General features: G+C 72.9%; 20 protein-coding genes. 15 read left to right on the top strand and 5 right to left on the bottom strand.

Annotated elements, in window-relative coordinates; translation table 11 throughout:
* Positions 1-75: 75 nt before the first annotated feature.
* Entirely contained in the window at positions 76-1,431 is a 1,356-nt protein-coding gene (locus tag ACZ7LV_RS22385) for an SWIM zinc finger family protein (RefSeq protein WP_471941599.1), read from the bottom strand.
* Positions 1,432-1,564: 133 nt separating this feature from the next.
* Between ACZ7LV_RS22385 and ACZ7LV_RS22380 the strand changes: the two genes are divergently transcribed.
* The 6 genes from ACZ7LV_RS22380 (at position 1,565) to sucD (ending at position 10,603) form a co-directional block, all read left to right on the top strand.
* Positions 1,565-2,704 carry an ATP-binding protein gene (locus ACZ7LV_RS22380; protein WP_471941598.1) on the top strand — a complete coding sequence of 380 codons (1,140 nt, stop codon included), beginning with the start codon at positions 1,565-1,567 and terminating at the stop codon, positions 2,702-2,704.
* Positions 2,705-2,797: 93 nt separating this feature from the next.
* The gene (locus ACZ7LV_RS22375; protein WP_471941596.1) at positions 2,798-5,203 is read left to right on the top strand and encodes a DUF5682 family protein; all 2,406 of its coding nucleotides are present in this window, start codon (positions 2,798-2,800) and stop codon (positions 5,201-5,203) included.
* A gap of 88 nt (positions 5,204-5,291) precedes the next feature.
* Positions 5,292-6,473, top strand: coding sequence for a VWA domain-containing protein (locus ACZ7LV_RS22370; protein ID WP_471941595.1), 1,182 nt, complete (start codon positions 5,292-5,294; stop codon positions 6,471-6,473).
* Positions 6,474-7,547: 1,074 nt separating this feature from the next.
* The gene (locus ACZ7LV_RS22365; RefSeq protein ID WP_471941593.1) at positions 7,548-7,805 is read left to right on the top strand and encodes a hypothetical protein; all 258 of its coding nucleotides are present in this window, start codon (positions 7,548-7,550) and stop codon (positions 7,803-7,805) included.
* Positions 7,806-8,512: 707 nt separating this feature from the next.
* Positions 8,513-9,691 (top strand): ADP-forming succinate--CoA ligase subunit beta, encoded by a 1,179-nt coding sequence (sucC, locus tag ACZ7LV_RS22360; RefSeq protein WP_471941592.1) that lies wholly within the window; start codon positions 8,513-8,515, stop codon positions 9,689-9,691.
* 27 nt (positions 9,692-9,718) lie between these two features.
* Positions 9,719-10,603 (top strand): succinate--CoA ligase subunit alpha, encoded by an 885-nt coding sequence (gene sucD, locus ACZ7LV_RS22355; protein WP_365445882.1) that lies wholly within the window; start codon positions 9,719-9,721, stop codon positions 10,601-10,603.
* 114 nt (positions 10,604-10,717) lie between these two features.
* On the opposite strand, the gene ACZ7LV_RS22350 is transcribed toward sucD, so the two are convergent.
* Positions 10,718-11,899 (bottom strand): helix-turn-helix domain-containing protein, encoded by a 1,182-nt coding sequence (locus ACZ7LV_RS22350; protein ID WP_471941590.1) that lies wholly within the window; start codon positions 11,897-11,899, stop codon positions 10,718-10,720.
* Between the two features lie 96 nt (positions 11,900-11,995).
* On the opposite strand from ACZ7LV_RS22350, the gene ACZ7LV_RS22345 reads away from it, so the two are divergent.
* Positions 11,996-14,038, top strand: a complete 2,043-nt coding sequence (locus ACZ7LV_RS22345; RefSeq protein ID WP_471941589.1) for a cell division protein PerM — start codon at positions 11,996-11,998, stop codon at positions 14,036-14,038.
* Here the strand turns inward: ACZ7LV_RS22345 and ACZ7LV_RS22340 are convergent.
* Positions 14,035-14,832, bottom strand: coding sequence for a hypothetical protein (locus tag ACZ7LV_RS22340; protein ID WP_471941587.1), 798 nt, complete (start codon positions 14,830-14,832; stop codon positions 14,035-14,037). The two genes, ACZ7LV_RS22345 and ACZ7LV_RS22340, sit on opposite strands and share 4 nt — an antisense overlap.
* 421 nt (positions 14,833-15,253) lie before the next feature.
* Here ACZ7LV_RS22340 and purN point away from each other — a divergent pair, with 421 nt between their 5' ends.
* Positions 15,254-15,892: a phosphoribosylglycinamide formyltransferase gene (gene purN, locus ACZ7LV_RS22335; RefSeq protein WP_471941585.1), complete on the top strand. Its 639-nt coding sequence runs from the start codon at positions 15,254-15,256 to the stop codon at positions 15,890-15,892.
* Entirely contained in the window at positions 15,889-17,454 is a 1,566-nt protein-coding gene (gene purH / locus ACZ7LV_RS22330; RefSeq protein ID WP_471941584.1) for a bifunctional phosphoribosylaminoimidazolecarboxamide formyltransferase/IMP cyclohydrolase, read from the top strand. The genes purN and purH overlap by 4 nt, the downstream gene beginning before the upstream one ends.
* 123 nt (positions 17,455-17,577) lie before the next feature.
* Here the strand turns inward: purH and ACZ7LV_RS22325 are convergent, their stop codons facing one another.
* Positions 17,578-18,135 (bottom strand): hypothetical protein, encoded by a 558-nt coding sequence (locus ACZ7LV_RS22325; RefSeq protein ID WP_471941582.1) that lies wholly within the window; start codon positions 18,133-18,135, stop codon positions 17,578-17,580.
* Between the two features lie 262 nt (positions 18,136-18,397).
* Here ACZ7LV_RS22325 and ACZ7LV_RS22320 point away from each other — a divergent pair, with 262 nt between their 5' ends.
* The 5 genes from ACZ7LV_RS22320 (at position 18,398) to ACZ7LV_RS22300 (ending at position 23,357) form a co-directional block, all read left to right on the top strand.
* A complete protein-coding gene (locus ACZ7LV_RS22320; protein WP_401680011.1) occupies positions 18,398-19,252 on the top strand; it encodes a bifunctional methylenetetrahydrofolate dehydrogenase/methenyltetrahydrofolate cyclohydrolase in 855 nt (284 codons plus the stop codon).
* Complete coding sequence (locus ACZ7LV_RS22315) at positions 19,242-19,910, top strand: DUF3017 domain-containing protein (protein WP_471941581.1); 669 nt, start codon at positions 19,242-19,244, stop codon at positions 19,908-19,910. The genes ACZ7LV_RS22320 and ACZ7LV_RS22315 overlap by 11 nt, the downstream gene beginning before the upstream one ends.
* A 369-nt stretch (positions 19,911-20,279) precedes the next feature.
* Positions 20,280-21,413 carry a helix-turn-helix domain-containing protein gene (locus tag ACZ7LV_RS22310; protein WP_471941579.1) on the top strand — a complete coding sequence of 378 codons (1,134 nt, stop codon included), beginning with the start codon at positions 20,280-20,282 and terminating at the stop codon, positions 21,411-21,413.
* Positions 21,414-21,877: 464 nt separating this feature from the next.
* Positions 21,878-22,867 (top strand): malate dehydrogenase, encoded by a 990-nt coding sequence (locus ACZ7LV_RS22305; RefSeq protein WP_471941577.1) that lies wholly within the window; start codon positions 21,878-21,880, stop codon positions 22,865-22,867.
* Positions 22,868-23,027: 160 nt separating this feature from the next.
* Positions 23,028-23,357 carry a hypothetical protein gene (locus tag ACZ7LV_RS22300; protein ID WP_471941575.1) on the top strand — a complete coding sequence of 110 codons (330 nt, stop codon included), beginning with the start codon at positions 23,028-23,030 and terminating at the stop codon, positions 23,355-23,357.
* A gap of 13 nt (positions 23,358-23,370) precedes the next feature.
* Here ACZ7LV_RS22300 and ACZ7LV_RS22295 read toward each other — a convergent pair whose 3' ends face one another.
* Entirely contained in the window at positions 23,371-24,261 is an 891-nt protein-coding gene (locus ACZ7LV_RS22295; protein ID WP_471941573.1) for a GNAT family N-acetyltransferase, read from the bottom strand.
* A gap of 177 nt (positions 24,262-24,438) precedes the next feature.
* Between ACZ7LV_RS22295 and ACZ7LV_RS22290 the strand changes: the two genes are divergently transcribed.
* The gene (locus ACZ7LV_RS22290; RefSeq protein ID WP_471941571.1) at positions 24,439-25,974 is read left to right on the top strand and encodes an aldehyde dehydrogenase family protein; all 1,536 of its coding nucleotides are present in this window, start codon (positions 24,439-24,441) and stop codon (positions 25,972-25,974) included.
* Positions 25,975-26,033: the final 59 nt, after the last annotated feature.

Raw genomic sequence — 26,033 nt, 5'->3', positions numbered from 1 at the left:
GCCGGTGGGGTCACCGGGATCGTGGTCCTGTTCACGAGAGTCCTCTCGGGTCCGATGGGGAGGGGAGGGGAGCGGTCAGCACAGCGTTACCGCCGCTCCCTCGTCCCCCGCCCAAGCGGTCAGCGGGGTGAAGCCCTGATGTCCGCACTCGCCGAAGACCTTGACGGGCGCTCCGCCCGAGAGGGCGACGAGCCGCCAGAGGCCGGCGCGGGAGCGGGCGGCCGGCGTGAGGGGCAGTGCGGCGTCCTCGTCGGCGTCCGCCAGTTGCCAGGAGTCGCCGTCCGGGGTCGGTATGACGCGCTCCAGGGTCACCGGAACCGAGTCGAGCCAGGGGTCGGCACGCAGGGCCTCCCCGTAGCGGGCGGCGGCCTCGGCGGTCGTCACGCCCCCGGGTCGTACCGCCGCCGGTGCCGGTGGAGCGAACCGTTCGCCGAGGGCCGCCCGCGCCTGACCCGCCCCCGGGTAGGCGGACACCTCCGCCTCCAGGGCCAGGCCGACCGGCAGCGCGAGCTCCGGAGCGCGGCCCGCCACCCCGTAGGAGAGGAGAAGGGCGGTGCGGTCGGACTCCACGCCGTGCAGCCAGATCCGACGCGTCGTCAGCCGCGTGTCCGCCGTGTCGTACTGGGCGAGGACCAGCCAGCGGTCGCGCACCGGCGGGCCGTCCGCCGCGGCGGGCAAGCCGATCCGGGAGCGGACCGTCGCCGCCAGGGGCTCCGGCAACCGGTCGCGACGCAGCCAGCCCTGGTCGAGAAGGTGGAGGAGCGCGCACTCCTCCAGCAGCCGCACCGGCCAGCCCGGTCCCGACCCCGGAACCGCGCCCAACTCCCGTACCCGAGATGCCAGCCCGGGTGCCTGGGCGTCGACCATGCGGGCCGCGGTCTCCTCCCACAGCCCGTACCCCGCCTGCTCGGCAGCGGCCAGGCCGCCGCGCAGCAGGTCCGTCAGACGCTGCTCCAGCTCGGTCGCACCCGCCGTGATCCGCTCGGCGCGGCGTTCGGCCCGGCGCCGGGCGGCCTCCGGATCAGCTGCGGCGGCAGGAGAAGCCGCGGTGCCCGACGTCCGCTTCTCCGCGGCGCGTTCCCGTCTGCCGGCGATCCACTGCTCCGCCCAGTCCGGCGCCTGGCCCGGCGGCACCGCGCCGTCGTCGCCCGACCAGAGCAGCAGCAGCCCGAGCGCGTGCTTGCACGGGAACTTGCGGCTCGGGCAACTGCACTTGTACGCGGGGCCGGTCGCGTCCGCGATGTCGATGACCGTCTGGTACGGCTTGCTGCCGCTGCCCTTGCACAGTCCCCATACCGTCCCCTCCTCGGAACTCCCCGTCTCGGACCACGGCCCGGCCGCTCCGAGTTTGCTTCCCGCCTTGCGTGACGTGGCGTCAGGCGCCAGTGCCAGCACCTGATCCGCGGTCCAGCGCACCCCCTGCTGAGTCATGTCTTCGACGGTAGATCCCCCCACTGACAATCGACCCCGCGAGTGCGTTCGTGCGGGTCAGAGCGCATTGTCAGTGGTGTGGTGCAACGTGGATGCCAGATCCGAACCGGCCGAGCTGGAGGGGGACTCAGCCATGTCTGTGTCCGTGGAAACGACATCCGTCGAGCTGACCGAGACCACGCCCGAGCAAGAGACCCAGGCGCTGCGACCGCATGCCGAGGACGCCTTCGCGGGGGAGCTCGCCGCGCTGGCCGCGCAGGACGACCGGCCGCGCCCGGCCCGTTGGAAGCTGTCGCCGTGGTCGGTCGCCACGTACCTGCTGGGCGGCACCCTGCCCGACGGCACAGTGATCACACCGAAGTACGTGGGCCCGCGCCGCATCGTCGAGGTCGCCGTCACCACGCTCGCCACCGACCGTGCCCTGCTGCTGCTCGGTGTGCCAGGCACCGCGAAGACCTGGGTCTCCGAGCACCTGGCCGCGGCGGTCAGCGGCGACTCGACCCTGCTGGTCCAGGGCACCGCCGGCACCCCGGAGGAGGCGATCCGCTACGGCTGGAACTACGCGCAGCTGCTCGCCCACGGTCCGAGCCGCGACGCCCTGGTACCCAGCCCCGTCATGCGGGCCATGGCCGAGGGGATGACCGCCCGGGTCGAGGAGCTGACCCGGATCCCGGCCGACGTGCAGGACACGCTCATCACGATCCTGTCGGAGAAGACGCTGCCGATACCGGAGCTGGGGCAGGAGGTGCAGGCCGTCCGGGGCTTCAACCTGATCGCCACGGCCAACGACCGTGACCGCGGGGTCAACGAGCTGTCCAGCGCGCTGCGCCGCCGCTTCAACACCGTGGTGCTGCCGCTGCCGGACAGCGTCGAGGCCGAGGTCGACATCGTCTCTCGCCGTGTCGACCAGCTCGGCCGCTCCCTCGACCTGCCGGCCGTGCCCGAAGGCGTCGACGAGATCCGGCGGGTGGTGACGGTCTTCCGGGAGCTGCGGGACGGGATCACGGCCGACGGCCGTACGAAGGTGAAGTCGCCCAGCGGCACCCTCTCGACCGCGGAGGCGATCTCCGTCGTCACCAACGGCCTGGCGCTCGCCGCCCACTTCGGGGACGGCGTGCTCCGGCCGAGCGACGTCGCCGCGGGCATCCTCGGCGCGGTGGTCCGGGATCCGGCGGCCGACCGGGTCGTGTGGCAGGAGTACCTGGAGGCGGTCGTGCGCGAGCGGGACGGCTGGAAGGACTTCTACCGGGCCTGCCGTGAGGTGAGCGCATGAGCGTCGGAGGAGGGCGGACGGCGGTCGCGAGGAGGTGTGGCGCCGTGGGTGAGGACGACGACCTGGGGTGGCCTCGGAGGCGAGGGGGACGGCGTGACGGGTGTTGAGGACGCGGGCGGCGGATGGTCCGGCGCCGAGCCGCTGCTGCTCGGCGTACGGCATCACGGGCCGGGGTCGGCTCGGGCCGTACGGGCGGCGCTGGACGCGGCCCGGCCGCGGGTCGTGCTGATCGAGGGTCCGCCCGAGGCCGATGCGCTGATCGAGCTGGCGGGCGACGAGGAGATGCGGCCGCCGGTCGCGCTGCTCGCCCATGCCGTGGACGAGCCCGGCCGTTCGGCGTTCTGGCCGCTGGCCGAGTTCTCCCCGGAGTGGGTCGCGATCCGGTGGGCCCTGGAGCACGACGTCCCGGCCCGCTTCATCGACCTGCCGGCCACACACACGCTGGTGTGGGGGAGCGGGCCCGAGGCGGAGTCCGACGCCCCGGCGGCCCATGCGGAGGCGGATGCGGATGCGGGTGCCGGTGACGATCCCGACACCGGAGCTCGGGAGGGCGTGAGGATCGACCCGATCGGCGTGCTCGCCGAGGCCGCCGGCTACGACGACGCCGAGCGCTGGTGGGAGGACGTCGTCGAGCATCGAGGGCTCGGCGCGGGTGACGCGTTCGCTCCGTTCACCGTGGTCGAGGAGGCGATGGGGGCGCTGCGGGAGGTGTACGGGAGCGGGGGACACGACCGGGACCTGGTCCGGGAGGCCTACATGCGGCTCCAGGTGCGGACGGCACAGCGGGAGTTCGAGGGCGGTGTCGCTGTGGTGTGCGGGGCGTGGCACGTCCCCGCGCTGCGGCAGAGGCCCACGGTCGCGGCCGACCGCGCCCTGGTGAAGGGGCTGCCCAAGGTCAAGGTCGACATGACATGGGTGCCGTGGACGAATCGCCGACTCGCGAGGGCCGGCGGCTACGGCGCGGGGATCGACTCGCCCGGGTGGTACGGGCACCTGTTCTCGGCCCCGGACCGGCCCGTCGAGCGATGGATGACGAAGGTCGCGGGGCTGCTGCGGGACGAGGACCGGAGCGTCTCCTCGGCGCACGTCATCGAGGCGGTACGGCTGGCGGAGACGCTCGCCGCGATGCGCGGGCGCCCGCTGGCCGGACTCGGTGAGACCACGGACGCGGTGCGGGCGGTGATGTGCGAGGGGTCCGACGTGCCGCTCGCGCTGGTGCACGACCGGCTGGTGGTGGGGGACGTCCTGGGCGAGGTGCCGGACGCGGCGCCCGCGATGCCGCTGCAGCGGGATCTCGCCCGGCTGCAAAGACGGTTGCGGCTGAAGCCGGAGGCGTTGGAGCGGGAGCTGGAGCTCGATCTGCGCAAGGAGACCGACGCCGGGCGCAGCAGGCTGCTGCATCGGCTGCGGCTGCTGGGCGTGACGTGGGGCGAGCCCGCGACGTCGCGGGGCAGCACGGGGACGTTCCGGGAGACCTGGCGGCTGCGCTGGGAGCCCGAGCTGTCGGTGCGGGTGGCCGAGGCGGGGGTCTGGGGGACGACCGTGGCGGCCGCGGCGACGGCCAAGACGGAGACCGACGCCACGACGGCACAGGGCCTCGCCGAGGTCACCGGCCTCGCCGAGCGGTGCCTGCTGGCCGAACTGCCGGACGCGCTCCCGGTGGTGATGCGGATCCTCGCCGACAGGGCGGCACTCGACACCGACGTCGGCCATCTCGCGCAGGCGCTGCCGGCGCTGGTGCGCTCGCTGCGCTACGGCGACGTGCGGGCCACGGACACCGGCGCACTCGCCGAGGTCGCCGCGGGCCTCGCGGAGCGGATCTTCGTCGGGCTGCCGCCCGCCTGTGCCGCGCTCGACATGGACGCGGCCGAGGAGATGCGGCGTCATCTGGACGCGGTGCACACGGCGGTGGGGCTGCTCGGTGAGGTACCGGCGGCGGTCCACGCCGACCTGCGCGGCCGGTGGCACGCGGTGCTGCGGGTGCTCTCCGCGCGGGACACCGTGCCCGGCGTGATCCGGGGACGCGCGGTGCGCCTGCTGCTGGACGACGGGGAGCTGGCGCAGGACGAGGCGGCGCGGCTGATGGGGCTGGTGCTGTCGCGGGGGACGCCCCCGGGGGACGCGGCCGCGTGGATCGAGGGGTTCGTCGGCGGGGGCGGCGGCGGAATGCTGCTGGTGCACGACGAGCGGCTGTTGGGGCTGGTCGACGGTTGGCTGACCGGGGTGCCGGCGGAGGCGTTCACGGATGTGCTGCCGCTGCTGCGGCGCACCTTCTCGGCGTACGAGCCGGGGGTCCGCAGGACGCTGGGCGAGTTGGTGCGGCGCGGGCCGGGACGACGCGGCAGCGCGGAAGCGGGTGGAGGAGCGGCACCGGGCTTCGGCAGGGGCCTGGACGCCGAGCGGGCCGATGCCGTGCTGCCGGTGGTGCGGCTGCTGCTGGGCCTGGATGAAGTGACGGGACCGGAGGGGGGCGCGGCACTCGTGGGGGTGGCGTCATGAAGGGGATCCGCAGGATCCGTGGGATTCGTGTGGTGCGCGGGACCCGTGTAGTGCGCGGGATCTGTGGGGTGCGTGGGGAGGAGGCCGGATGACTGTGGGGGCCCTGGTGGGGGCGGAGGCGGACGACGCCGCGCGGGAGCGGTTGCGTCGGTGGCGGCTGGTGCTCGGCGGTGACGCGGCGGACGGCACCGGGTGTGCGCTCGGCGGGCGGGACGCCGCGATGGACGAGGCGCTGGGCGCGCTCTACGGAAAAGGGGACAAGCCACGGACGGGCAAGGAGCGTTCGGCCGGGCTGGGAGCCTCCGCGCCGTCCGTGGCGCGCTGGCTCGGGGATATCCGGAGGTACTTCCCGTCGTCCGTCGTACAGGTGATGCAGCGGGACGCGATCGACCGGCTGGGGCTGTCGGCGCTGCTGCTGGAGCCAGAGATGCTGGAGGCCGTGGAGGCCGACGTACACCTCGTCGGCACGCTGCTGTCGCTGAACAAGGCGATGCCGGAGACGACGAAGGAGACGGCACGGGCCGTCGTGCGCAAGGTCGTCGAGGACCTGGAGAAGCGGCTCGCCACCCGGACGCGGGCCACCCTCAGCGGCGCGCTCGACCGGAGCGCGCGCATCAGCCGGCCGCACCACCACGACATCGACTGGAACCGCACGATCGCGGCCAACCTCAAGCACTACCTGCCCGAGTACGGAACGGTCGTCCCGGAGCGGCTGATCGGTTACGGGCGGGCGTCCCAGTCAGTCAAGAAGGAGGTCATCCTCTGTATCGATCAGTCGGGATCCATGGCGGCTTCGGTGGTGTACGCGTCGGTGTTCGGGGCGGTGCTCGCCTCCATGCGGACGATCAACACGCGACTCGTGGTGTTCGACACGGCGGTCGTCGACCTCACCGACCAGCTTGACGACCCGGTGGACGTGCTCTTCGGCACGCAGCTCGGCGGCGGTACCGACATCAACCGCGCGCTCGCGTACTGCCAGTCGCAGATCACGCGGCCCGCGGAGACGGTGGTCGTGCTGATCAGCGATCTCTATGAAGGGGGGATTCGGAACGAGATGCTGAAGAGGGTGGCGGCGATGAAGGGGGCGGGGGTGCAGTTCGTGACGCTGCTGGCGCTGTCCGACGAGGGGGCGCCCGCGTACGACCGGGAGCACGCGGCCGCGCTGGCGGCGCTCGGGGCGCCGGCCTTCGCCTGTACGCCGGATCTGTTTCCGGAGGTGATGGCGGCGGCGATCGAGAAGCGGCCGCTGCCGATACCGGACACCGCGTGACGGCTGGGTGAGGGACGGGTGGGGAGCGGGTGGGAGCCGCGTGAGGGGCCTCCGAAAAGGGACATGACTACCCATCGGTAACGCAGGGCTTGCGCAACCTCGGGAGTCACAGCGAGGATCGACGCCGCATCAGCGGTGCGGTGGCTCCGCTTGCCCGTACCGCGTTGTCGTCGACGTGTAGCCGTCGACGCGTGACTTGTTCCGCCGCACGGGAGGTTCCTCCCCCTCTTGATCTGGTCAGCCGCGCTGTCCGGCGCCGTCCCGCGTGTGGTGCGCGGGGCGGCGCGGCGGCGTGCGCTGCCCGTGGTCCTGCTGGTGGGTGGGTTGTTCGTGCTGGGGGTCTTGTGCGGCGAGCGGGCGGACGCGGCTGAACGCGCTCCGGGCTCGGGGGCATGGGATCGGGTGGTCGCGCCGGTGGCCGCGGAGTCGGTCCAGCCTGTGGTCGAGGGCGTTGCGCGACCTGTGGTCGAGAGTGCCGGGCGGGTTGTGGGCAAGGCGTCGGCTTCGTCCGGGGCGCCTTCGCGACCGGGGTCGCCCTCGCGGCCTTCGGCGCCGCAGGCGCCCTCTTCCCCTGGCGCACCTGACGCATCCGACGTGGCTGATCCGTCCGACGCGGCTGACCCGGCCGACGTGGCTGACCCGGCCGACGTGGCTGACCTGTCCGACGCGGTAGGCGCACCTGACGTGTCCGATGTGACTGACGCGCTGGACCTGCCTCGTCTGCCCGAGCTCGCCGACGGCCCCGCACGCCCCGCTCTTCCCGTTCTTCCCGTTCTTCCTGGCCTGGGCCTGCCCGCCCTTCCCGGCTTGCCCACCCTTCCTGCTCTCCCCGTCCTCCCCGTAGCCCCCGTACTCCCCGCCCTCCCCGAGGTGCCGGAGCTTCCCGGGGTTCCCGAGCTGCCCGTCGCGTTCGAGCCGCCCGGCGTCTCCGTGCCTCCGGGGCAGACGTTGCCCCTCCCCAGGACCGAGGCTCCACGGACGGATGCCCGTGCGGGGTCGGCTGCTCATGGGCCGGGTGCCGTGTCGGCGTTCGGCGGTGCGGGCGCCGCGGTGCACCAGGGAGAGGGCGCCGCCGTGCACCAGGGAGAGGTCGGGCAGCGTGCGGACGGCGGGGCGCGGTACACGCCTGTGCGTCCGGCGCCGCCCGGTGGTGGGCGTGGGGTGCTGGCCAGCCGGTCGTCGGCGGACGGCGGGGCGCCCCGGCACGGCGACGCGCACGCGGTGACGGTGAGCAGGCGCACGCCGTTGTGGCTCGTGCCGGGGCCGGTCGCGCGCGTCGAGGCGGGCCGGACGCGGGACCGGCACCGGGACGTCCTCGTTCTCCCTGGCTAGCGACACCCCTGGTCTCGCGCGCGTGGCGTGGCCGACGAGGCCGCCCTGTCGCCCCCGTCGCCCGCTGTCGTCCTCCGCGCCCCTGCGGCCCTCGTGCCCTGCCGCCTCCCTCTTCCCTTGGCCGGCCGAGGCGCGGCCGTCAGTCACGGCGGGGTTCAGGCCGGCGCGCCGTGCAGACCCCCGCCGAGGCGCCCCTCGCGCGCCCCCCATGACCCGCACGCCACCCCAGGCGTGCGACCCGACCCCGCAGGCACCCGGCGCGGGCGGCCGAAACCGTCGGCTCGCCCGGACGGAAGCCCTGCGGTCGGGGTTCGGCGGTCCCCATTGGGGTGGGGATCGCCGAACCGAAGCCCTCGAGGAGGACCCTCGGGTCCCTCATCGGGGCAGCTCAAGGGGCCTCACCGGGTCAACCCCAGCCCGGTGAGGCCCTGAGCCGGCTCCGGGGCGCGCACCGCGACGCCCTTCCCCCTCCCCCCTCCGCGGCACCCCGTGCCAGCAATTCCGGCATCATGTGACAGGTATCACCGCTCACATGTGACCCGCGATTTAGAGGCCTCCCGCAAGCAGAGATAACCTGCGAGACGGACATGCCGCGCGCTCGGACACCGTGTGCGCTTCCCCTGTGACACATGCGGTCGTCACGTTGCCCTTCGCGGCACGCCCACGCATCCAACGAACCGCGAGATCACTGATAGGGACGGAAGCGCGTGGACCTGTTCGAGTACCAGGCGAGGGACCTCTTCGCCAAGCACGATGTACCGGTGCTGGCCGGTGAAGTCATCGACACGCCTGAGGCGGCGCGCGAGATCACCGAGCGGCTCGGCGGCAAGTCCGTCGTCAAGGCGCAGGTGAAGGTCGGTGGCCGCGGCAAGGCCGGTGGTGTGAAGCTGGCCGCCACCCCGGACGAGGCCGTCGCCCGCGCGACGGACATTCTCGGCATGGACATCAAGGGCCACACGGTCCACAAGGTCATGATCGCCGAGACCGCTCCGGAGATCCTCGAGGAGTACTACGTCTCCTTCCTCCTCGACCGTGCCAACCGCACCTTCCTCTCCATCGCCTCCGTCGAGGGCGGCATGGAGATCGAGGAGGTGGCGGCCACCCGCCCCGAGGCCGTCGCCAAGATCGCGATCGACGCCATCGACGGCGTGGACGAGGCCAAGGCCCGGGAGATCGTCGAGGCCGCCAAGTTCCCGGCCGAGGTCGCGGACAAGGTCGTCAACGTCCTGGTCACGCTGTGGGACACCTTCATCAAGTCGGACGCCCTCCTCGTCGAGGTGAACCCGCTGGCCAAGGTCGCCTCCGGGGACGTCATCGCCCTCGACGGCAAGGTGTCGCTGGACGACAACGCCGAGTTCCGCCACGACTGGGACGAGCTCCACGACAAGGCCGCGGCCAACCCGCTCGAGGCCGCTGCCAAGGAGAAGAACCTCAACTACGTCAAGCTCGACGGCGAGGTCGGCATCATCGGCAACGGCGCGGGTCTCGTGATGAGCACCCTGGACGTCGTCGCGTACGCCGGTGAGAAGCACGGCAACGTCAAGCCGGCCAACTTCCTGGACATCGGCGGTGGCGCCTCGGCCCAGGTCATGGCCAACGGTCTGGAGATCATCCTCGGCGACCCGGACGTCAAGTCCGTCTTCGTCAACGTCTTCGGTGGCATCACCGCCTGTGACGAGGTCGCCAACGGCATCGTCCAGGCCCTGAAGCTGCTCGAGGACCGCGGTGAGAACGTCACCAAGCCGCTGGTCGTCCGTCTCGACGGCAACAACGCCGAGCTCGGCCGGCAGATCCTCACCGACGCCAACCACCCGCTGGTCCAGCGCGTCGACACCATGGACGGGGCGGCCGACAAGGCCGCCGAGCTGGCTCACGCCGCCAAGTAAGCACTCAGGACGAGGACACAACACACCATGGCTATCTGGCTCAACAAGGACAGCAAGGTCATCGTCCAGGGCATGACCGGCGCCACCGGCATGAAGCACACCAAGCTCATGCTCGGCGACGGCACCCACGTCGTGGGCGGCGTGAACCCGCGCAAGGCGGGTCAGTCCGTGGACTTCGACGGCACCGAGGTACCCGTGTTCGGGACCGTCAAGGAGGCCATCGAGAAGACCGGCGCGAACGTCTCCGTCATCTTCGTGCCGGAGAAGTTCACCAAGGACGCGGTCGTCGAGGCGATCGACGCCGAGATCCCGCTGGCCGTCGTGATCACCGAGGGCATCGCCGTGCACGACTCGGCGTCCTTCTGGGCGTACGCCGGCAAGAAGGGCAACAAGACCCGCATCATCGGCCCGAACTGCCCCGGCATCATCACCCCGGGCCAGTCCAACGTCGGCATCATCCCGGGCGACATCACCAAGCCGGGCCGTATCGGCCTGGTCTCGAAGTCCGGCACGCTGACGTACCAGATGATGTACGAGCTGCGTGACATCGGCTTCTCCACCGCCGTCGGCATCGGTGGCGACCCGATCATCGGCACCACGCACATCGACGCGCTGGCCGCCTTCCAGGACGACCCCGACACCGACCTGATCGTGATGATCGGTGAGATCGGTGGCGACGCCGAGGAGCGGGCCGCGGCCTTCATCAAGGAGAACGTGACCAAGCCGGTCGTCGGCTACGTCGCGGGCTTCACCGCCCCCGAGGGCAAGACCATGGGCCACGCGGGCGCCATCGTCTCCGGTTCGTCGGGCACCGCCCAGGCGAAGAAGGAGGCCCTGGAGGCCGCGGGCGTCAAGGTCGGCAAGACCCCGACCGAGACCGCGAAGCTGGCCCGCGAGATCCTCGCCGGCTGACCGCCACCCAGCAGGGCGCGGCGCGCGGGGCAACCGGCCGCGGCGCGCAGCAGCAGGGCCCGCACCCCGGCCGTCCGGCCGCGGGAGCGGGCCCTTCCGCATGCGCTCACCTGTTCATCTCGCCTCCGGGATCAGCCGCTCGGGCCCGCTCGCCGCGGCCTGCCGCAGCTTCTGGCGCAGCTCCAGCTGGGCGTACGACAGCGGGCCCGGCGCGGCCCGCGGGGGCACGCCCCGCACGGTCTCACCGGGGGCCACGGGCGGCTCGTACTGGGTCGGGGCCGTCCGCAGGGTCAGGGCCGTCGCGCCGATCAGGGTGACCGTGAAGGCGATGGCGGCCCGGGTCCAGAACTGCGCCCGGCGCTCCCCGCCGGTGCGGACCGCGAGGGGCCGGGCCGCGCGCAACCGCTCCGTGGTCGCCAGTTCGCCGAGCCGCCGCTGCAGGTGTGCGGGGTCGGCGAGGTCGGGCAGCCGGGAGGCGACGGCCTCGCGGGCGTACAGCAGACGGTTGGCCGTCGCCGGGGTGGTCGCCTCCGTCTCCGCCGCAGTCTCCGGCAGATCGAGGCCCACACCGTCGTAGAGGAGGAGGGTGCGGCGGTAGGGCGGGGGGAGTTGCAGGATGACGTTCATCAGGGTGCGGTCGCGCAGGTCGGTCGGTGGTGGCTCCGGTTGGCGGTGGCGGCGCCGGTAGCGGTGCCACGGGGAGAGCGCGTACTCGTACGCCGCCGCCCGCACCCAGCCCGCGGGGTCCCGGTCGACGGCCACCTCGGGCCAGCGCTGCCAGGCGAGTTGGAAGGCCCGCTCGACCGACTCGCGCGCCAGTTCGCGCCGCCCGGTGAGCACATACGTCTGCCGGACGAGGCCGGGTGCGCAGAACGCGTAGAGCGCGTCGAATGCCTGAGCGGGCGTCAGGGGTTCGGCGGCCGGTTCCGGTTTGGGCGGGGGGTGCGGATCGGGACCGGCGTCCGTCACGGGCAGGCGCTCGGTGTCGGCCGTGGGTCCGGCGGTTCGTACGGCGGTGGCGGTGGCGGTGGCGGTGGCGGCGGCCGCGGTCGCCACGGCCGGCCTGTCGCCCTGGTGGACCGGCTCGTCCGTGCGGGACGTGAGGGAGGCGAGCAGTTGGGCGTACGCCTCCGCCTTCTCGCCGTCGGGCGTGGTGCGACCGGTCTCCCACGCACGCACCGTCGCCTTGGAAACGCCCAGCCGGACCGCCACCTGAGTCTGCGTCAGGGAGGCGTTCTGCCGCAGGCGTCGGCGCTCCTTGGGTGGGGGGAGCGGGGTTGCAGGGCTCTGTGTCACGGTTCGCCCCTTCGTACGAAAAAACACATAAGCACATATTGAGCGACACATCGGTGGTTCGCCTGTTGCGCCGGGAAAGCGCGTGTCGTTGGGAGCATGGCCGTCGTGATCCTGATGACCGACCGCCGTACGCCGCTCCCTCCCCGCCTCACCCGGATGCGCCGCCGGTCCCCCGGGTTCGCCCCCTGCCTGTTCAGCGGCATGGTGGCGGCGGGGCTGGGGCTGGGCTCGTTCGCCGTGCTGGTGATGGCGCTGTGGATCAGCTCCCCGTATCCCGACAGCGGGCCCGGCGGCGCGCTGCACGTGGCCGCGGCGCTGTGGCTGCTGGCGCACGGCGCGGAGCTCGTGCGCACCGACACCCTGACCGGCGTCCCCGCCCCGGTGGGGCTCACCCCGATGCTGCTGCTCGCCCTCCCGGTGTGGCTGGTGCACCGGGCGGCCCGGGACGCGGTGGACGGGGCCTTCGCGGGGGACGGGCCGGCTCCCCTGGTCGCCGGGCGTACGGCCTGGGCCGGGGTGGTGCTCGGCTATCTCACCGTCGGGGCGGCTGCGGCGGCCTACACGGCGGGGGGTGTGCTGCGGCCGGACTGGAGAGGGACGGCGGTGTGCGTGCCGCTCGTCGCGGTGGTCGCGGCGGGGGCGGGGGTGTGGACGGCGAACGGGCGTCCGCGTCGGCCGGTGGACCGGCTGCTGAACCTGCTGGGGCCGCTGCGCGGGGTGTTTGCCGGCCCGCGCAACGAGGAACGGCTCGCAGCCGCGGCGCGGGCCGCGACGGCCGGAGTCGCGGTGCTGGCCGGGGGCGGGGCGCTGCTGGTGGCGGTGTCGCTGGTGTGGCACGGACCGGCCGCCCGGGTGGCCTTCGCGCAGCTGACGGAGGGCTGGTCGGGGCGGTTCGCGGTGCTGTTGCTGTGCCTCGCGCTGGTGCCGAACGCCGCGGTGTGGGGCGCGGCCTACGCCCTCGGACCCGGCTTCGCGCTGAGCGCCGATCACATGGCCGGGCCGTTGGCCTCGGGCTCGGCGCCTCTCCTGCCGCAGTTCCCGCTGCTGGCGGCGGTGCCGGGGGCCGGCGCCATGACGGCACCGCAGTGGGCGGTCGTCGCGGTGCCCGCGGCGGCCGGGGTGACCGTGGGGTGGTTCACGGGCCGGTCCGCCGTGCGGGCGGGGGAGGGGTCCGGCGCCCGGCCTTGGTCGCGGGGGCGAACGGCGGGGTGCACCGGAATGGCGGCGGTGCTGTGCGGGGCGTTGTCGGCCTTGCTGGCCGGGCTGGCGGGCGGGTCCCTCGGGGTGGGCGCGCTGAGCCGGTTCGGACCGGTGTGGTGGCAGGTGGGTCCGGCGGCCCTGGTGTGGGTGACGGTGGTGGCGGTGCCCGTCGCGCTGGTGGTGCGGTGGTGGGGGTGCCGGGAAAGGGCCGGCTCGGACCAGGCGGTCTCTGCCACCGGGAGCGGGCAGCGGCTCATGGCGGGCGTGCTGTCCGGGGGGATGGCGAAGACGGCCGTCGGCACAGTGGCGGACGACGCGGACCCCGAGCTGCTCCACGTCCCGGCGTCGCGCCCGTCGTTCCCCGACCTCGAAGACCTGCGAGACCTGCGAGACCTGCAAGGCATGCGAGACCGACGAGACCTGAGAGCCGAGGAAGCCGCCGCGTCCGAGGTCGTCGAAGCCTCCGCCCCCGAGGTCCTCGAAGCGCCGGCACCGGAGACCCCCGCCGCGGTCGTCAGTCACGACACGAGCACCCCGGACCGCACGGACGGCGACGCGGACGAGACCGCCGTCACCGACACCCACGACGACGCGATCCCGCACGAGGACGGCGACCCGGACGACGACGCCGACGACGAAGTCGACACCTACGACGAGGGGGACGCCTACGACGACGCCGACACGTACACGGCGTACGAACCCCTCCCCCTCGGCGCCCCGCCCCCCTGGCCCCACGACGACGCCGCCCGCGAGGCCCGCTGGGCGGCGTTGCGCGCAATCTCCGCGAAGACCGAGGCGGAGCCGGAGGTGGTGGAGCCGGAGACGGTGGAGCCGGAGACGGTGGTGCCGGAGACGGTGATGCCGGCGGAGCAGCCCGGCGTCCGGGCGCCCGTCGACCTCACGAAGCCGTACTCCGAGAACCGCCAGGGACGTGCCTAGGCGTTGGCCCCGAGCACATTCCGCAGCTGCTCCGGCAGCAGCGTGCTGCACGCCTGCCGTGCCTCGTTGGTGAGGGCGTCGCTGGTGCACGTGTAGTAGTCCCGGTACACCAGCTGCGCCGTGAAGGCCGCGCCGACGAGCGCGATCGCCAGCGACGCCGTGACCAGACCGCTCACCGCGGCCGCGGTCTGCGGCCGGGCCGGCGTCGCGGCGGCCGGTGTGTCGGGCGACGGCGTGGGCGGCTTGGCGCGCAGGGCGCTGATGCCCCAGTACAGCGACAGCGCGCCGAGCAGCAGTGCCACGTAGGTCCAGCTGAACAGTGCGAAGAAGAAGGCCCACATGCCTCCGAGCAGCGCGTAGCGCGCCCGGCGCTGTGCGGGGTCGGTGGGGTCCCAGCGCATGCCCGGAGCCGGACCGCCGGAACCCTCGGGCTTGTTGCCCCCGGGCCGGTCGCCGAAGCCGCCGCCGGAGGCGCGGCCGGGCTGCCGGTCGCTCCACTGGCTGCCCCAGGCCGGACGTCCGCCGTCCCCGCGCGAGCCGTCCGGGCCGGAGGAGGAGTCGCCGTTGTCACCCGACGGTCGCCGCGGCTGCCACGGACGGTCCGGGGCGCCCTCGGGCGGCGGTGCGAACGGGTTGTCGTCCTGGCCCGTACCGCCCCGCCGGCCGCCGCCGGCGTCGCCCGACGTCGCGTCGGACGACGAGCTGGGGCGCTCCCGCAACAGCACGCCGGCGCGCGCCCCGCGCTGCGCCGACTGCTGGGGGAGCGTGAGGAGTCGCAGGCTGCGGTCCGACATCAAGTGAGCGTCTTCCCCTTGTGGAAACAACTGGAATCAACCGGTTCAACTGGAAACGACTGGAAACGACTGGAAAGGTCTGCAAACAACTGGAAGCAACGGAAAGCAACTGGGAACAACTGGGAACAACTGAGAAAAACTGGCGACGAGTGGATCTGCTGGACCGGACACGACTGGATCCGGCTGTGGAACTGACCGGATCGCGACGGGAGCCGTCCCCCCGAGAACGCGTCGCACACCTCCCGCGTTCCCGAGACCGCTGTCCCAGACGCTACCTCCCGGCCACGCCCCCGTCCCGTGGGGGCCGTCCGGTGTGCCGGTATCGTTGCTGGCGGTCGACCGCTTCGTAGGCTTCCCCGTATCCGGGGGCCCGAAGCATTCGTACGATCATACAAACGCTTCCCCGAGAAAGGGCTCCACCGTGGCCGCCAAGCCCGTGGCCAGGAGCGCCAGGCGCCTCGTCGTGCTGGTCTCCGGATCCGGCACCAATCTCCAGGCGCTGCTGGACGCGATCGCGACGGAGGGCGCCGAGGCGTACGGTGCCGAGATCGTGGCCGTAGGGGCGGACCGCGACGGGATCGAGGGGCTGGCGCGTGCCGAGCGGGCGGGGCTGCCCACGTTCGTGTGCCGGGTCAAGGACCACGCCGGCCGCGAGGACTGGGACGCCGCCCTCACCGACGCCGTCGCCGCGTACGAGCCGGACCTCGTCGTCTCGGCCGGGTTCATGAAGATCCTGGGCAAGGCGTTCCTGGCCCGGTACGGCGGGCGCTGCGTCAACACCCATCCCGCCCTGCTCCCCAGTTTTCCCGGCGCCCACGGCGTCCGTGACGCGCTCGCGTACGGCGCCAAGGTCACCGGCTGCACCGTCCACTTCGTCGACGACGGCGTCGACACCGGGCCGATCATCGCTCAGGGCGTGGTCGAGGTCCGGGACGAGGACGACGAGAGCGCGCTGCACGAGCGCATCAAGGAAGTCGAGCGAAGGCTGCTCGTCGAGGTCGTGGGGCTTCTCGCCCGCAACGGCCATCGCATTGAGGGACGAAAGGTAGTTATCCAGTGACCGCCGAGAGCAACAAGCGGCCCCTTCGCCGGGCGCTCGTCAGCGTCTACGACAAGACGGGCCTCGAAGACCTCGCGCGCGGCCTGCACGAGGCGGGTGTCGCCCTCGTCTCCACCGGGTCCACCGCCGCCCGCATCGCCGCCGCCGGCGTCCCCGTCACCAAGGTCGAGGAGCTCACCGGCTTCCCCGAGTGCCTGGACGGCCGGGTCAAGACGCTGCACCCGAGGGTGCACGCGGGCATCCTGGCCGACCTGCGCCTGGAGGACCACCGCCGGCAGCTCCAGGAGCTCGGCGTCGAGCCGTTCGACCTGGTCGTGGTCAACCTCTACCCGTTCCGTGAGACCGTCGCCTCCGGCGCGAGCCCCGACGAGTGCGTCGAGCAGATCGACATCGGCGGCCCCTCCATGGTGCGCGCCGCGGCCAAGAACCACCCGTCCGTGGCCGTCGTCACCAGCCCGGCCCGCTACGGCGACGTCCTGGCCGCGGTGCGCGACGGCGGCTTCGACCTCGCCACCCGCAAGCGGCTCGCCGCGGAGGCCTTCCAGCACACGGCGGCGTACGACGTGGCGGTGGCCTCCTGGTTCGCGAGCGAGTACGCGCCCGTCGACGAGTCCCGCTTCCCGGACTTCCTCGGCGCCACCTGGGAGCGCAAGGACACCCTCCGCTACGGCGAGAACCCCCACCAGCCCGCGGCGCTCTACGTGGACGGCACCGGCGGCGGCCTGGCCGAGGCGGAGCAGCTGCACGGCAAGGAGATGTCCTACAACAACTACACGGACACGGATGCCGCCCGCCGTGCCGCGTACGACCACGACGAGCCGTGCGTCGCGATCATCAAGCACGCCAACCCGTGCGGCATCGCGATCGGCGCCGACGTCGCCGAGGCGCACCGCAAGGCGCACGCCTGCGACCCGCTGTCCGCGTTCGGCGGCGTCATCGCGGTGAACCGCCCGGTCAGCAAGGAGATGGCCGAGCAGGTCGCGGAGATCTTCACCGAGGTCGTCGTCGCGCCCGACTACGAGGAGGGCGCGCTGGAGGCCCTCACCAAGAAGAAGAACATCCGGGTGCTGCGCTGCCCCGAGGGGCCGTCGAACCCGGTCGAGGTCACGGCCGTCGACGGCGGCACCCTGCTCCAGGTCACCGACCGCCTCCAGGCCGAGGGCGACGACCCCGCGGGCTGGACGCTGGCGACCGGTGACGCGCTGAGCGCCGGGGAACTGCGCGAGCTGGCGTTCGCCTGGCGGGCCTGCCGGGCGGTCAAGTCCAACGCGATCCTGCTGGCCAAGGACGGCGCCTCGGTCGGCGTCGGCATGGGGCAGGTCAACCGGGTCGACTCCGCGAAGCTGGCGGTCGAGCGGGCCGGCGCCGAGCGGGCGCAGGGGTCCTACGCGGCCTCCGACGCCTTCTTCCCGTTCCCGGACGGGCTGGAGATCCTCACCGAGGCGGGCGTCAAGGCCGTGGTGCAGCCCGGCGGTTCGGTCCGTGACGAGCAGGTCGTGGAGGCCGCGCGCAAGGCGGGCGTGACGATGTACTTCACGGGGACGCGGCACTTCTTCCACTGAGGACCCGCTCGCGCACCCGCCGGCGCGGACGCACCAGGGCCGTGTCCCCCTCGCAAGGGTGGGACACGGCCCTCGGGTGTCAAGGGTGCGAGACCCTTCGTGCGCGGGCGTCCGCGGGGACGCTCAGTAGCGCGGGCGGTTGAACCAGGCGCTGCCGTTCGAGTTGCCGACGAACACGGCCACGAGGACGGCGAGCACGGTGTGGATCAGGCCGACCAGGATGAACGGGTAGATGCCGAGGATCGCGGTGATGATGCCGAACACCATGGTCGTGATGCGCACGCCGTTGCCGCCGGTGCGGAACTTCAGCGCCAGGACCAGCGCGAACACACCCCAGGCGACGGCGAACAGCGCCATGCCCCACAGCATGCCGGAGGAGTAGTCCGCCAGCTGCTGGAACGAGGCGTCGTTGCGGAGCGTCTCGTCGTTCTTGGCGGCCTCGACGCCGACGGCGCTGAAGGCGAACAGCGCCACACCGAGGACCTGCAGGCCCACGATGACCCACAGCAGGACGCGAGCCGTGCTGACGGTGCTGGGCATGGACGTCGGCACCGGGGCGCCGGGGTATCCGGCGGGCGGGGCCTGCGGGTAGCCGTAACCGGGCTGCTGCTGGGGATAGCCGTAGCCCTGCTGCTGGCCCTGCGGCGCGCCGTAGGGGTTGTTCGGATCGCCGAAACTCATGGCGGTGTTTCCTCCGTTGGCTCAGGTGCGGGGACGACGCGCGGCGGATGCGGAGGAAGGTTGCTACAGATGCGGTGCGTCCCCCCGGTACTGCCCGCGGCACTGTGGCCACAATCGTTCTTCAGCCATGGGTTGCTTGTCCAGCCGCATTCCCTATGTGTTGTGCAAGTGCAACATCGCCGATCATGGGCGGAAACGCCGGGACCGGGCCCCTCGCGACCCGGATTGGAACCGGGAGGCGGTCATCCGGGAGGATGGGGCCATGACCGCCCAGATTCTCGATGGCAAGGCCACCGCAGCCGCGATCAAGTCCGATCTGACCGCCCGCGTGGCGGCGCTGAAGGAGAAGGGCGTCACGCCCGGCCTCGGCACGATCCTGGTCGGGGAAGACCCCGGCAGCCAGAAGTACGTCGCCGGCAAGCACCGTGACTGCGCGCAGGTGGGCATCGCCTCCATCCAGCGCGAGCTGCCCGCCACGGCGACGCAGGAGGAGATCGAGGCGGTGGTGCGCGAACTCAACGAGGACCCGGCGTGCACCGGCTACATCGTGCAGCTGCCGCTTCCCCGGGGCATCGACGAGAACCGCATCCTCGAACTCATGGACCCGGACAAGGACGCCGACGGCCTCCACCCGATGAACCTCGGCCGGCTCGTCCTGAACGAGCCCGCGCCGCTGCCCTGCACCCCGAACGGCGTGCTGACGCTGCTGCGCCGCTACGGCGTGGAGATCAAGGGTGCGGAGGTCGTGGTCGTCGGCCGGGGCGTGACCATCGGCCGGCCGATGCCGCTGCTGCTGACCCGGCGCAGCGAGAACGCGACGGTGACGCAGTGCCACACCGGTACGCGGGATCTGTCCGCCCACCTCCGGCGCGCCGACATCATCGTCGCCGCCGCCGGGTCCGCCCACCTCGTGCGGCCCGAGGACGTCAAGCCGGGCGCGGCCGTCCTCGACGTCGGCGTCTCGCGCAGCGCCGAGGGCAAGATCGTCGGGGATGTGCACCCGGATGTCGCCGAGGTCGCCGGCTGGATCTCCCCGAACCCCGGCGGCGTCGGTCCCATGACCCGGGCTCAGCTGCTCGTCAACGTGGTCGAGGCGGCGGAGCGCAGTGCCGGCTGAGCCGCCCGAGGAGAACGGGACCACCGAGCGACAGGGCACCGCGGCGCACAACGGAGCCGCGGCGCACAACGGAGCCGCGACGCGGAGTGGTGCGTCGCAAGGCGGCGTGCCGCGGGGCGGCGGTGTGTCGCTGGAGGAGGCGTCGCCGAACGGCGTCTGCGGCAACGGCTCCGCGCCCGACCAGGAGGCCGCGGACGGGGCCGACGAGGGTGCCGAGCTCGTCGTGCGGGACGCGATCAGCGTTGTCGACGAGGACGGCACGCCCCGGCGGGCCACCCGCCGCTTCCCCTTGTTCACGCGGGACACGGCGCGACCCGAGGGCGGCGGCCGGGCGGCCGGGGGCGACGCGCCCGCGCCCGCGCGGCAGTGGCCGATGCTCGCCGTGCTGGGGCTGGTCGGTCTCGGCCTGCTGCTGACGGCGTTCGACGCGTTCCGGATCGGCACCCTGCTCGTCGGTGTCGCGCTGGTCGGCGGAGCCGTGCTGCGGTGGGTGCTGCCCGGCGTCGGCATGCTCGCCGTACGCTCCCGCTTCACCGACATCGCCACCTACGGCGTCCTCGGCCTGGCCATCGTCCTGTTGGCGCTGATGGCCCAGCCGAACCCGTGGCTGGAGGTCCCGTTCCTCAAGGACACCCTGCACTTCACCGTGCGCGGCTGACCGCGCCCCGACGCCCCGCACGGAAACGGCGGCCCATCCCCTCCCCCGAGGCAGGACGGGCCGCCGTCGCACCCAAACTCCCGCACGACGAACGGCCTGTTCAACGGTTGTCCGCGCGCTGTGGCACGGAAGTGACCGTTCCGCTACGGTGTCCGCGCTCCGCGACAGCCGGGGGCCGGTGGCGTCTGGGTGCGTTGCGTACCGCCGGGACGTCGGAGGTCACCGGTGTGTGCCCGTTGTGTCGATGTATGGACAGCTTCGGGAAGCCGGTTCAAGGCGCTGCGGGGCGCGGCTAATCTGCCCGATCGGGGACGGTCCGGGACGTCCCGCGCCGCAGTGGCGCACTCGGGGGGAAACAGGGGGGAAGCGATGCCTCGTTGGAAGGCCTTGCCGGAGGAACTCGATCCGCAGATCAGTGAATTCGCCGGGCAGTTGCGGCGGCTCGTGGACCGCAGCGGTCTGAGCGTCGCCGCGGTCTCCGACCGCACCGGGTACAGCAGGACGTCCTGGGAGCGCTATCTCAACGGCCGGCTGCTCGCGCCCAAAGGCGCGGTCGTCGCGTTGGCCGAGGTCACCGGCACCGATCCGATCCATCTGACGACCATGTGGGAGCTCGCCGAACGGGCCTGGAGCCGCTCGGAGATGCGGCACGACATGACCATGGAGGCCCTCCGGATCTCCCAGGCCCGCGCGGCACTGGGCGAGTTCGGCGCGGCCCCGGGCACCGCCCGGGGAAGGACGGCCCGCAAGGGCGGCCGCGCGACGGCGACACCGGGCATCGCGGGCCCGGCGGGGGTCTCCCCGACGGTTCCGGCCCAGCCGACGGCGTCGGAAGCCGACGCCCGGGACGCCGGGGCCCGGCCGGGCGTGCACTCGTGGGGACTCGCGGGACGCGGCGGACCGCCCCGCGCGGGCGCGCGAGCCGGCAGGGGGGCGGCTCCGGCGTCGGGTGCGGGGGCAGCGGGCCCCGGCGCGCCGACGCAGGACCCGCCGGGCGGCCCTTCCGGGGGTACGGGCAGGCGGCGGCTCGCGATGTTCCTCGTCGGTGCCGCCGTCGTGGTCGCCGCCGCCGGTGCCGTGCATCACGTCACCGGCGACGCCGCGGACAGGGCGGACGCCACGAGCGCCTCGCCGTCCCCGTCCGCCACGCCCGACCTCGATCTGCCACCCGGCGTGAAGTGCGCCGGGGACGGGTGCACCGGCAAGGACGCGGAGGCCATGGGGTGCAGCGGTGAACTGGTCACCACCGCCCGGTCGGCGACCGTCGGGGCCGCGGTCGTCGAGGTCCGCTACAGCGAGACCTGCGGGGCTGCCTGGGGCCGTGTCACCCAGGCCGTGCCGGGCGACGAGGTCCGGGTGACGGTCGGCGGCACGAGCCGGAGCGGCTCGGTCACGGCCGTCGGTGACACCCTCGCGTACACCCCGATGATCGCCGTCGAGGACCCGCAGGAGGCCACGGCGTGCGCGACGCTCGCGTCGGGGGAGCGGGGCTGCACGCGGTAGGGGCGACGGAGACGGGGACCGGTGCGCGTACCGGGAAGACGTCGGCTAAGGGGGCCGGCGAAGGATGCCCGGAAAACGGCGGTGAAAGGTGCCGGGAAGACGCCGGTGAAGGGTGCCCGGAGAACGACGGTGAAGGTGCCCGGAAGACGTCGTGAAAAAGTCGCCGGCCGCACGCATGCGTGCGGCGATCCCGGGCACGCGCACAGTACCCCCACGGGAGTCCGGCAACGGTACCCCCACCCGGCGGTCGCCCCGTCTTTCCTCTCCCGGACGGGCGGCCGCCGTTCTTCTCGTCGGCCCCGCGGGTCTTTCCCGAGCTCTGTGGGCCGGGCCACACCGACCCGGACGTCCGGGATACCGGAGGCGCGATAGCCTGACCGCTGGATCTCTCTTGACGCCAAGAGATCGATCAAAAAAAGCCGGGGCAGGGACGCCCCACCGCCAGCTGTCATACGGAGAACGCCATGACCCGCACTCCCGTGAACGTCACCGTCACCGGCGCGGCCGGCCAGATCGGTTACGCCCTGCTCTTCCGCATCGCCTCCGGCCAGCTGCTCGGCGCGGACGTGCCGGTCAAGCTCCGCCTCCTGGAGATCACCCCGGCCCTCAAGGCCGCCGAGGGCACCGCGATGGAGCTGGACGACTGCGCGTTCCCGCTCCTTCAGGGCATCGAGATCAGCGACGACCCGAACGTCGCGTTCGACGGCGCCAACGTCGCCCTCCTCGTGGGCGCCCGCCCGCGCACCAAGGGCATGGAGCGCGGTGACCTGCTGGAGGCCAACGGCGGCATCTTCAAGCCGCAGGGCCAGGCCATCAACGCGCACGCCGCCGACGACATCAGGGTCCTCGTGGTCGGCAACCCGGCCAACACCAACGCCCTGATCGCCCAGGCCGCCGCCCCGGACGTACCGGCGGAGCGCTTCACCGCGATGACCCGCCTGGACCACAACCGCGCGCTGACCCAGCTGGCGAAGAAGACGGGCACGCCGGTCTCCGAGATCAAAAAGCTGACGATCTGGGGCAACCACTCCGCCACCCAGTACCCCGACATCTTCCACGCCACGGTCGCCGGCAAGAACGCCGCGGAGGTCGTGAACGACGAGAAGTGGCTGGCCGAGGACTTCATCCCGACCGTCGCCAAGCGCGGTGCCGCCATCATCGAGGCCCGCGGCGCCTCCTCGGCCGCCTCCGCCGCCAACGCCGCCATCGACCACGTCCACACGTGGGTCAACGGCACGCCCGAGGGCGACTGGGTCTCCATGGGTATCCCGTCCGACGGCTCCTACGGTGTCCCCGAGGGCCTCATCTCCTCCTTCCCGGTCACCTGCAAGGACGGCAAGTACGAGATCGTCCAGGGCCTGGACGTCAACGAGTTCTCGCGCGCCCGCATCGACGCCTCTGTCAAGGAGCTGGAGGAGGAGCGCGAGGCGGTCCGCGGCCTCGGCCTCATCTGACCTGCTCGGTCACCAGCCGTACGACCCCCGGTCCGCAGCCATGGACCGGGGGTCGTCGTTTCCCCCTTGTCCCCCCTCGCGAGCGGCGTCGTCGGCCACGAGGCTCAGAAGCTGCTCAACTCCCTGGCCCGGCAGGCGGATCGGCGGCAAGGATGGCCCGATGTTCGGACGTGGGAAGCACCCGGAAACCGAGATCCTCTTCGTGCGCGACGCCGATGTCGCGGTGGCGGCGCTGCGCCGCGCTCTGGCCGACGCGGCACCGGAGGAACGGCCGGGCCTGGAGCGGGCCGTGGCGCTGGCCGAGCGGGCCGCTGCGGCCACCGACACGGACGTCCGCGCCCGTTGGGTGCGTGAGCGGCTGGCCGCCGTCGGCTATGAGGGGCCGGCCGACTCGATCGCGGCGATCAAGCACCTGCGCGAGGCGGCGCCCGGTCTGAGCCTGCTGAGCGCCGTGCAGCTGGCCAAGTCGGCGGTCGCGAAGGACGCGTAGGCGTCGGCCGGAGTCAGCCGGTCCGGCGCAGCCGCTTCTCGAACCAGTGACCGGCGTAGACGTGCTCGGCGTAGGCGGGGATCTCCCGGTAGCCGGCCGCCCGGTACATGGTCTGCGCCTCCGTGAGCACGGAGTGCGTGTCCAGCCGTACCGTGCCGAGGCCGCGCCCGAGCGCCTCGCGCTCCAGTTCCGCGAGGATCCGGCGGGCCAGCCCCAGGCGCCGGGCGTCCCGGTGGACCCAGACGTGCTTGATCTCGCCCACGCCGGGCGCGAGCCGGCGCAGCCCGCCGCAGCCGACCGGGCGCCCGTCCTCGTACGCCACGAAGAAGGCACCGGCGTCGCCGGACACCTCCTCGGGGCGGACGAGATCCGTGGCGTCGAAGCCCTCGGGGAATCGTTCGTCCAGCTCGGCCGCGTAGGCGGCGAGGCCGGCGCGGGCGTCCGGGCAGGCGCCGTCGACGCGTTCGACGCTGATGCCGGCCAGACGCAGCAAGCGTTCCGTGCTGGTCATCGCCTCCGTGAGGCGGGCACGCTGGGCCGGGGTGAGGCCGTCCAGCATCCCGCGGACCAAGGCGTCGGCCCGGCGGTTCTGCTCGGCGACTTCGACGCGGCCGGCCGGGGTCAGCTCGATCATGCGCACCCGGTTGTCGCCGGGGTGCACGCTGAGCCGGACCATGCCCTGCGCCTGGAGCGCCTTCGCCATCCGGCTCAGGTAGCCGGCGTCCAGGCCGAGCCGGGCGCGCAGGTCCCGTAGCGGAACGCCGTCGCCGATCTCGAAGAGCAGGCGGGCCTCGCCGAGGGGGCGGTTCTGGCCGAGGTACTGGTCGTCGAGGGCGCCGATGCGGCGGGTGAAGTAGCGATTGAAGCGGCGGAAGGTTGCGACATGCTCGGACACTGCCTCCATTCCTTTGACTTTAGTCAAAGAGTCGGGGGCGGGTCCAGGGATCCGGCGTGTCGAATTACTGGCGTATGTCGGAATTCGCCGTGACGCAGCACACTTTCGGCCATCGATTGCGCATGCCTGAAAGGGGTACGGGCAGGCGCTCACACTCCTGAACAGGAACGGAAGGCAACACCGAGCATGTCGGACAGAGCGGAGAACCAGGTGCCTCAGGCGCGCGACACCATCCACGTGGCAGGACAGTGGCTGCCCGCCGCCTCCGGTGCCACGCGCGAGATCCTCGACCCCGTGGACGCCCTGCCGTTCGCCGTGGTCGCCGAAGGGGACGAGAAGGACACGGACCTGGCCGTCGCGGCCGCGCGCAGCGCCTTCGACGGCGGTCGGGGCGCGTGGCCCCGCACCCCCGTCGCCGAGCGCTCCGCCGTGCTGCGCCGCGTCGCCGACCTGCTGGTCCGCGACCGCGAGGAGTTCGGCCTGCTGGAGAGCCGCGACGCCGGCAAGACCGTCGAGGAGGGCCGGGTCGACATCGACTGCGTGGCCGACGCCTTCCGCTACTTCGCCGACCTGGTGGCGGGCGAGGGCGCCGGCCGGGTCGTCGACGCGGGCTCGCCCGACATCCACAGCGTCGTCGTGCACGAACCGGTCGGCGTCTGCGCGCTGATCACGCCCTGGAACTACCCGCTGCTCCAGGCCAGCTGGAAGATCGCGCCCGCGCTCGCGGCCGGCAACACCTTCGTGGTCAAGCCGAGCGAGATCACGCCGATGACCACCGTCGCCCTGATCGACCTGCTCGCCGAGGCCGGCCTGCCCGCCGGGGTCGCGAACATCGTCACCGGCCCCGGGCACACCGTCGGCGCCCGTCTCGCCGAACACCCCGACGTCGACCTGGTCTCCTTCACCGGCGGCCTGGTCAGCGGCACCAAGGTCGCCGCGGCCGCCGCGCCCACCGTCAAGAAGGTGGCCCTCGAACTCGGCGGCAAGAACCCCAACGTCGTCTTCGCCGACGCCTGCGCCACCGACGAGGACTTCGACACCGCCGTCGACCAGGCCCTCAACGCGGCGTTCATCCACAGTGGCCAGGTCTGCTCCGCCGGCGCGCGCCTGATCATCGAGGAGTCGGTCAGGGAGCGCTTCGTCGCCGAACTCGCCGACCGCGCAACGAGGATCCGCCTCGGCCGCGGCACCGGCACCGGCGTCGAGTGCGGCCCCCTCGTCTCCGAGCAGCAGCGCGCCAAGGTGGAGTCGTACGTCGCCTCCGCGCTGGCCGAAGGGGCGGTGCTGCGCTGCGGCGGCAAGCGGCCCGAACCCGGCGCGTCCCGGCCCGCCACCGGCTACTTCTACGAGCCGACCGTGCTCGACCAGTGCCACCGCGAGATGAAGGTCGTCCGTGAGGAGGTCTTCGGTCCCGTCCTCACGGTGGAGACCTTCCGCACCGAGGACGAGGCCGTCGCCCTCGCCAACGACACCGAGTACGGACTGGCCGGCGCCGTCTGGACCGCCGACGCGGGACGGGCCCGCCGGGTCGCGGGGCTGCTGCGGCACGGCACCGTCTGGATCAACGACTTCCACCCCTACCTCCCGCAGGCCGAGTGGGGCGGCTTCGGCAAGAGCGGCGTCGGCCGCGAACTCGGACCCGCCGGGCTCGCCGAGTACCGCGAGACCAAGCACGTCTACCAGAACCTCGCACCCAAGCCGGTGCGCTGGTTCGCGGGCTGAGGCCACCGACGGGCCGCACACGCGCCGCACACGCCCCACACGCCACCGGTCCGCGGGCC

The sequence above is a fragment of the Streptomyces sp. NPDC107562 genome (genome assembly GCF_055657325.1).
This window is presented reverse-complemented; position numbering and strand designations above follow the sequence as displayed.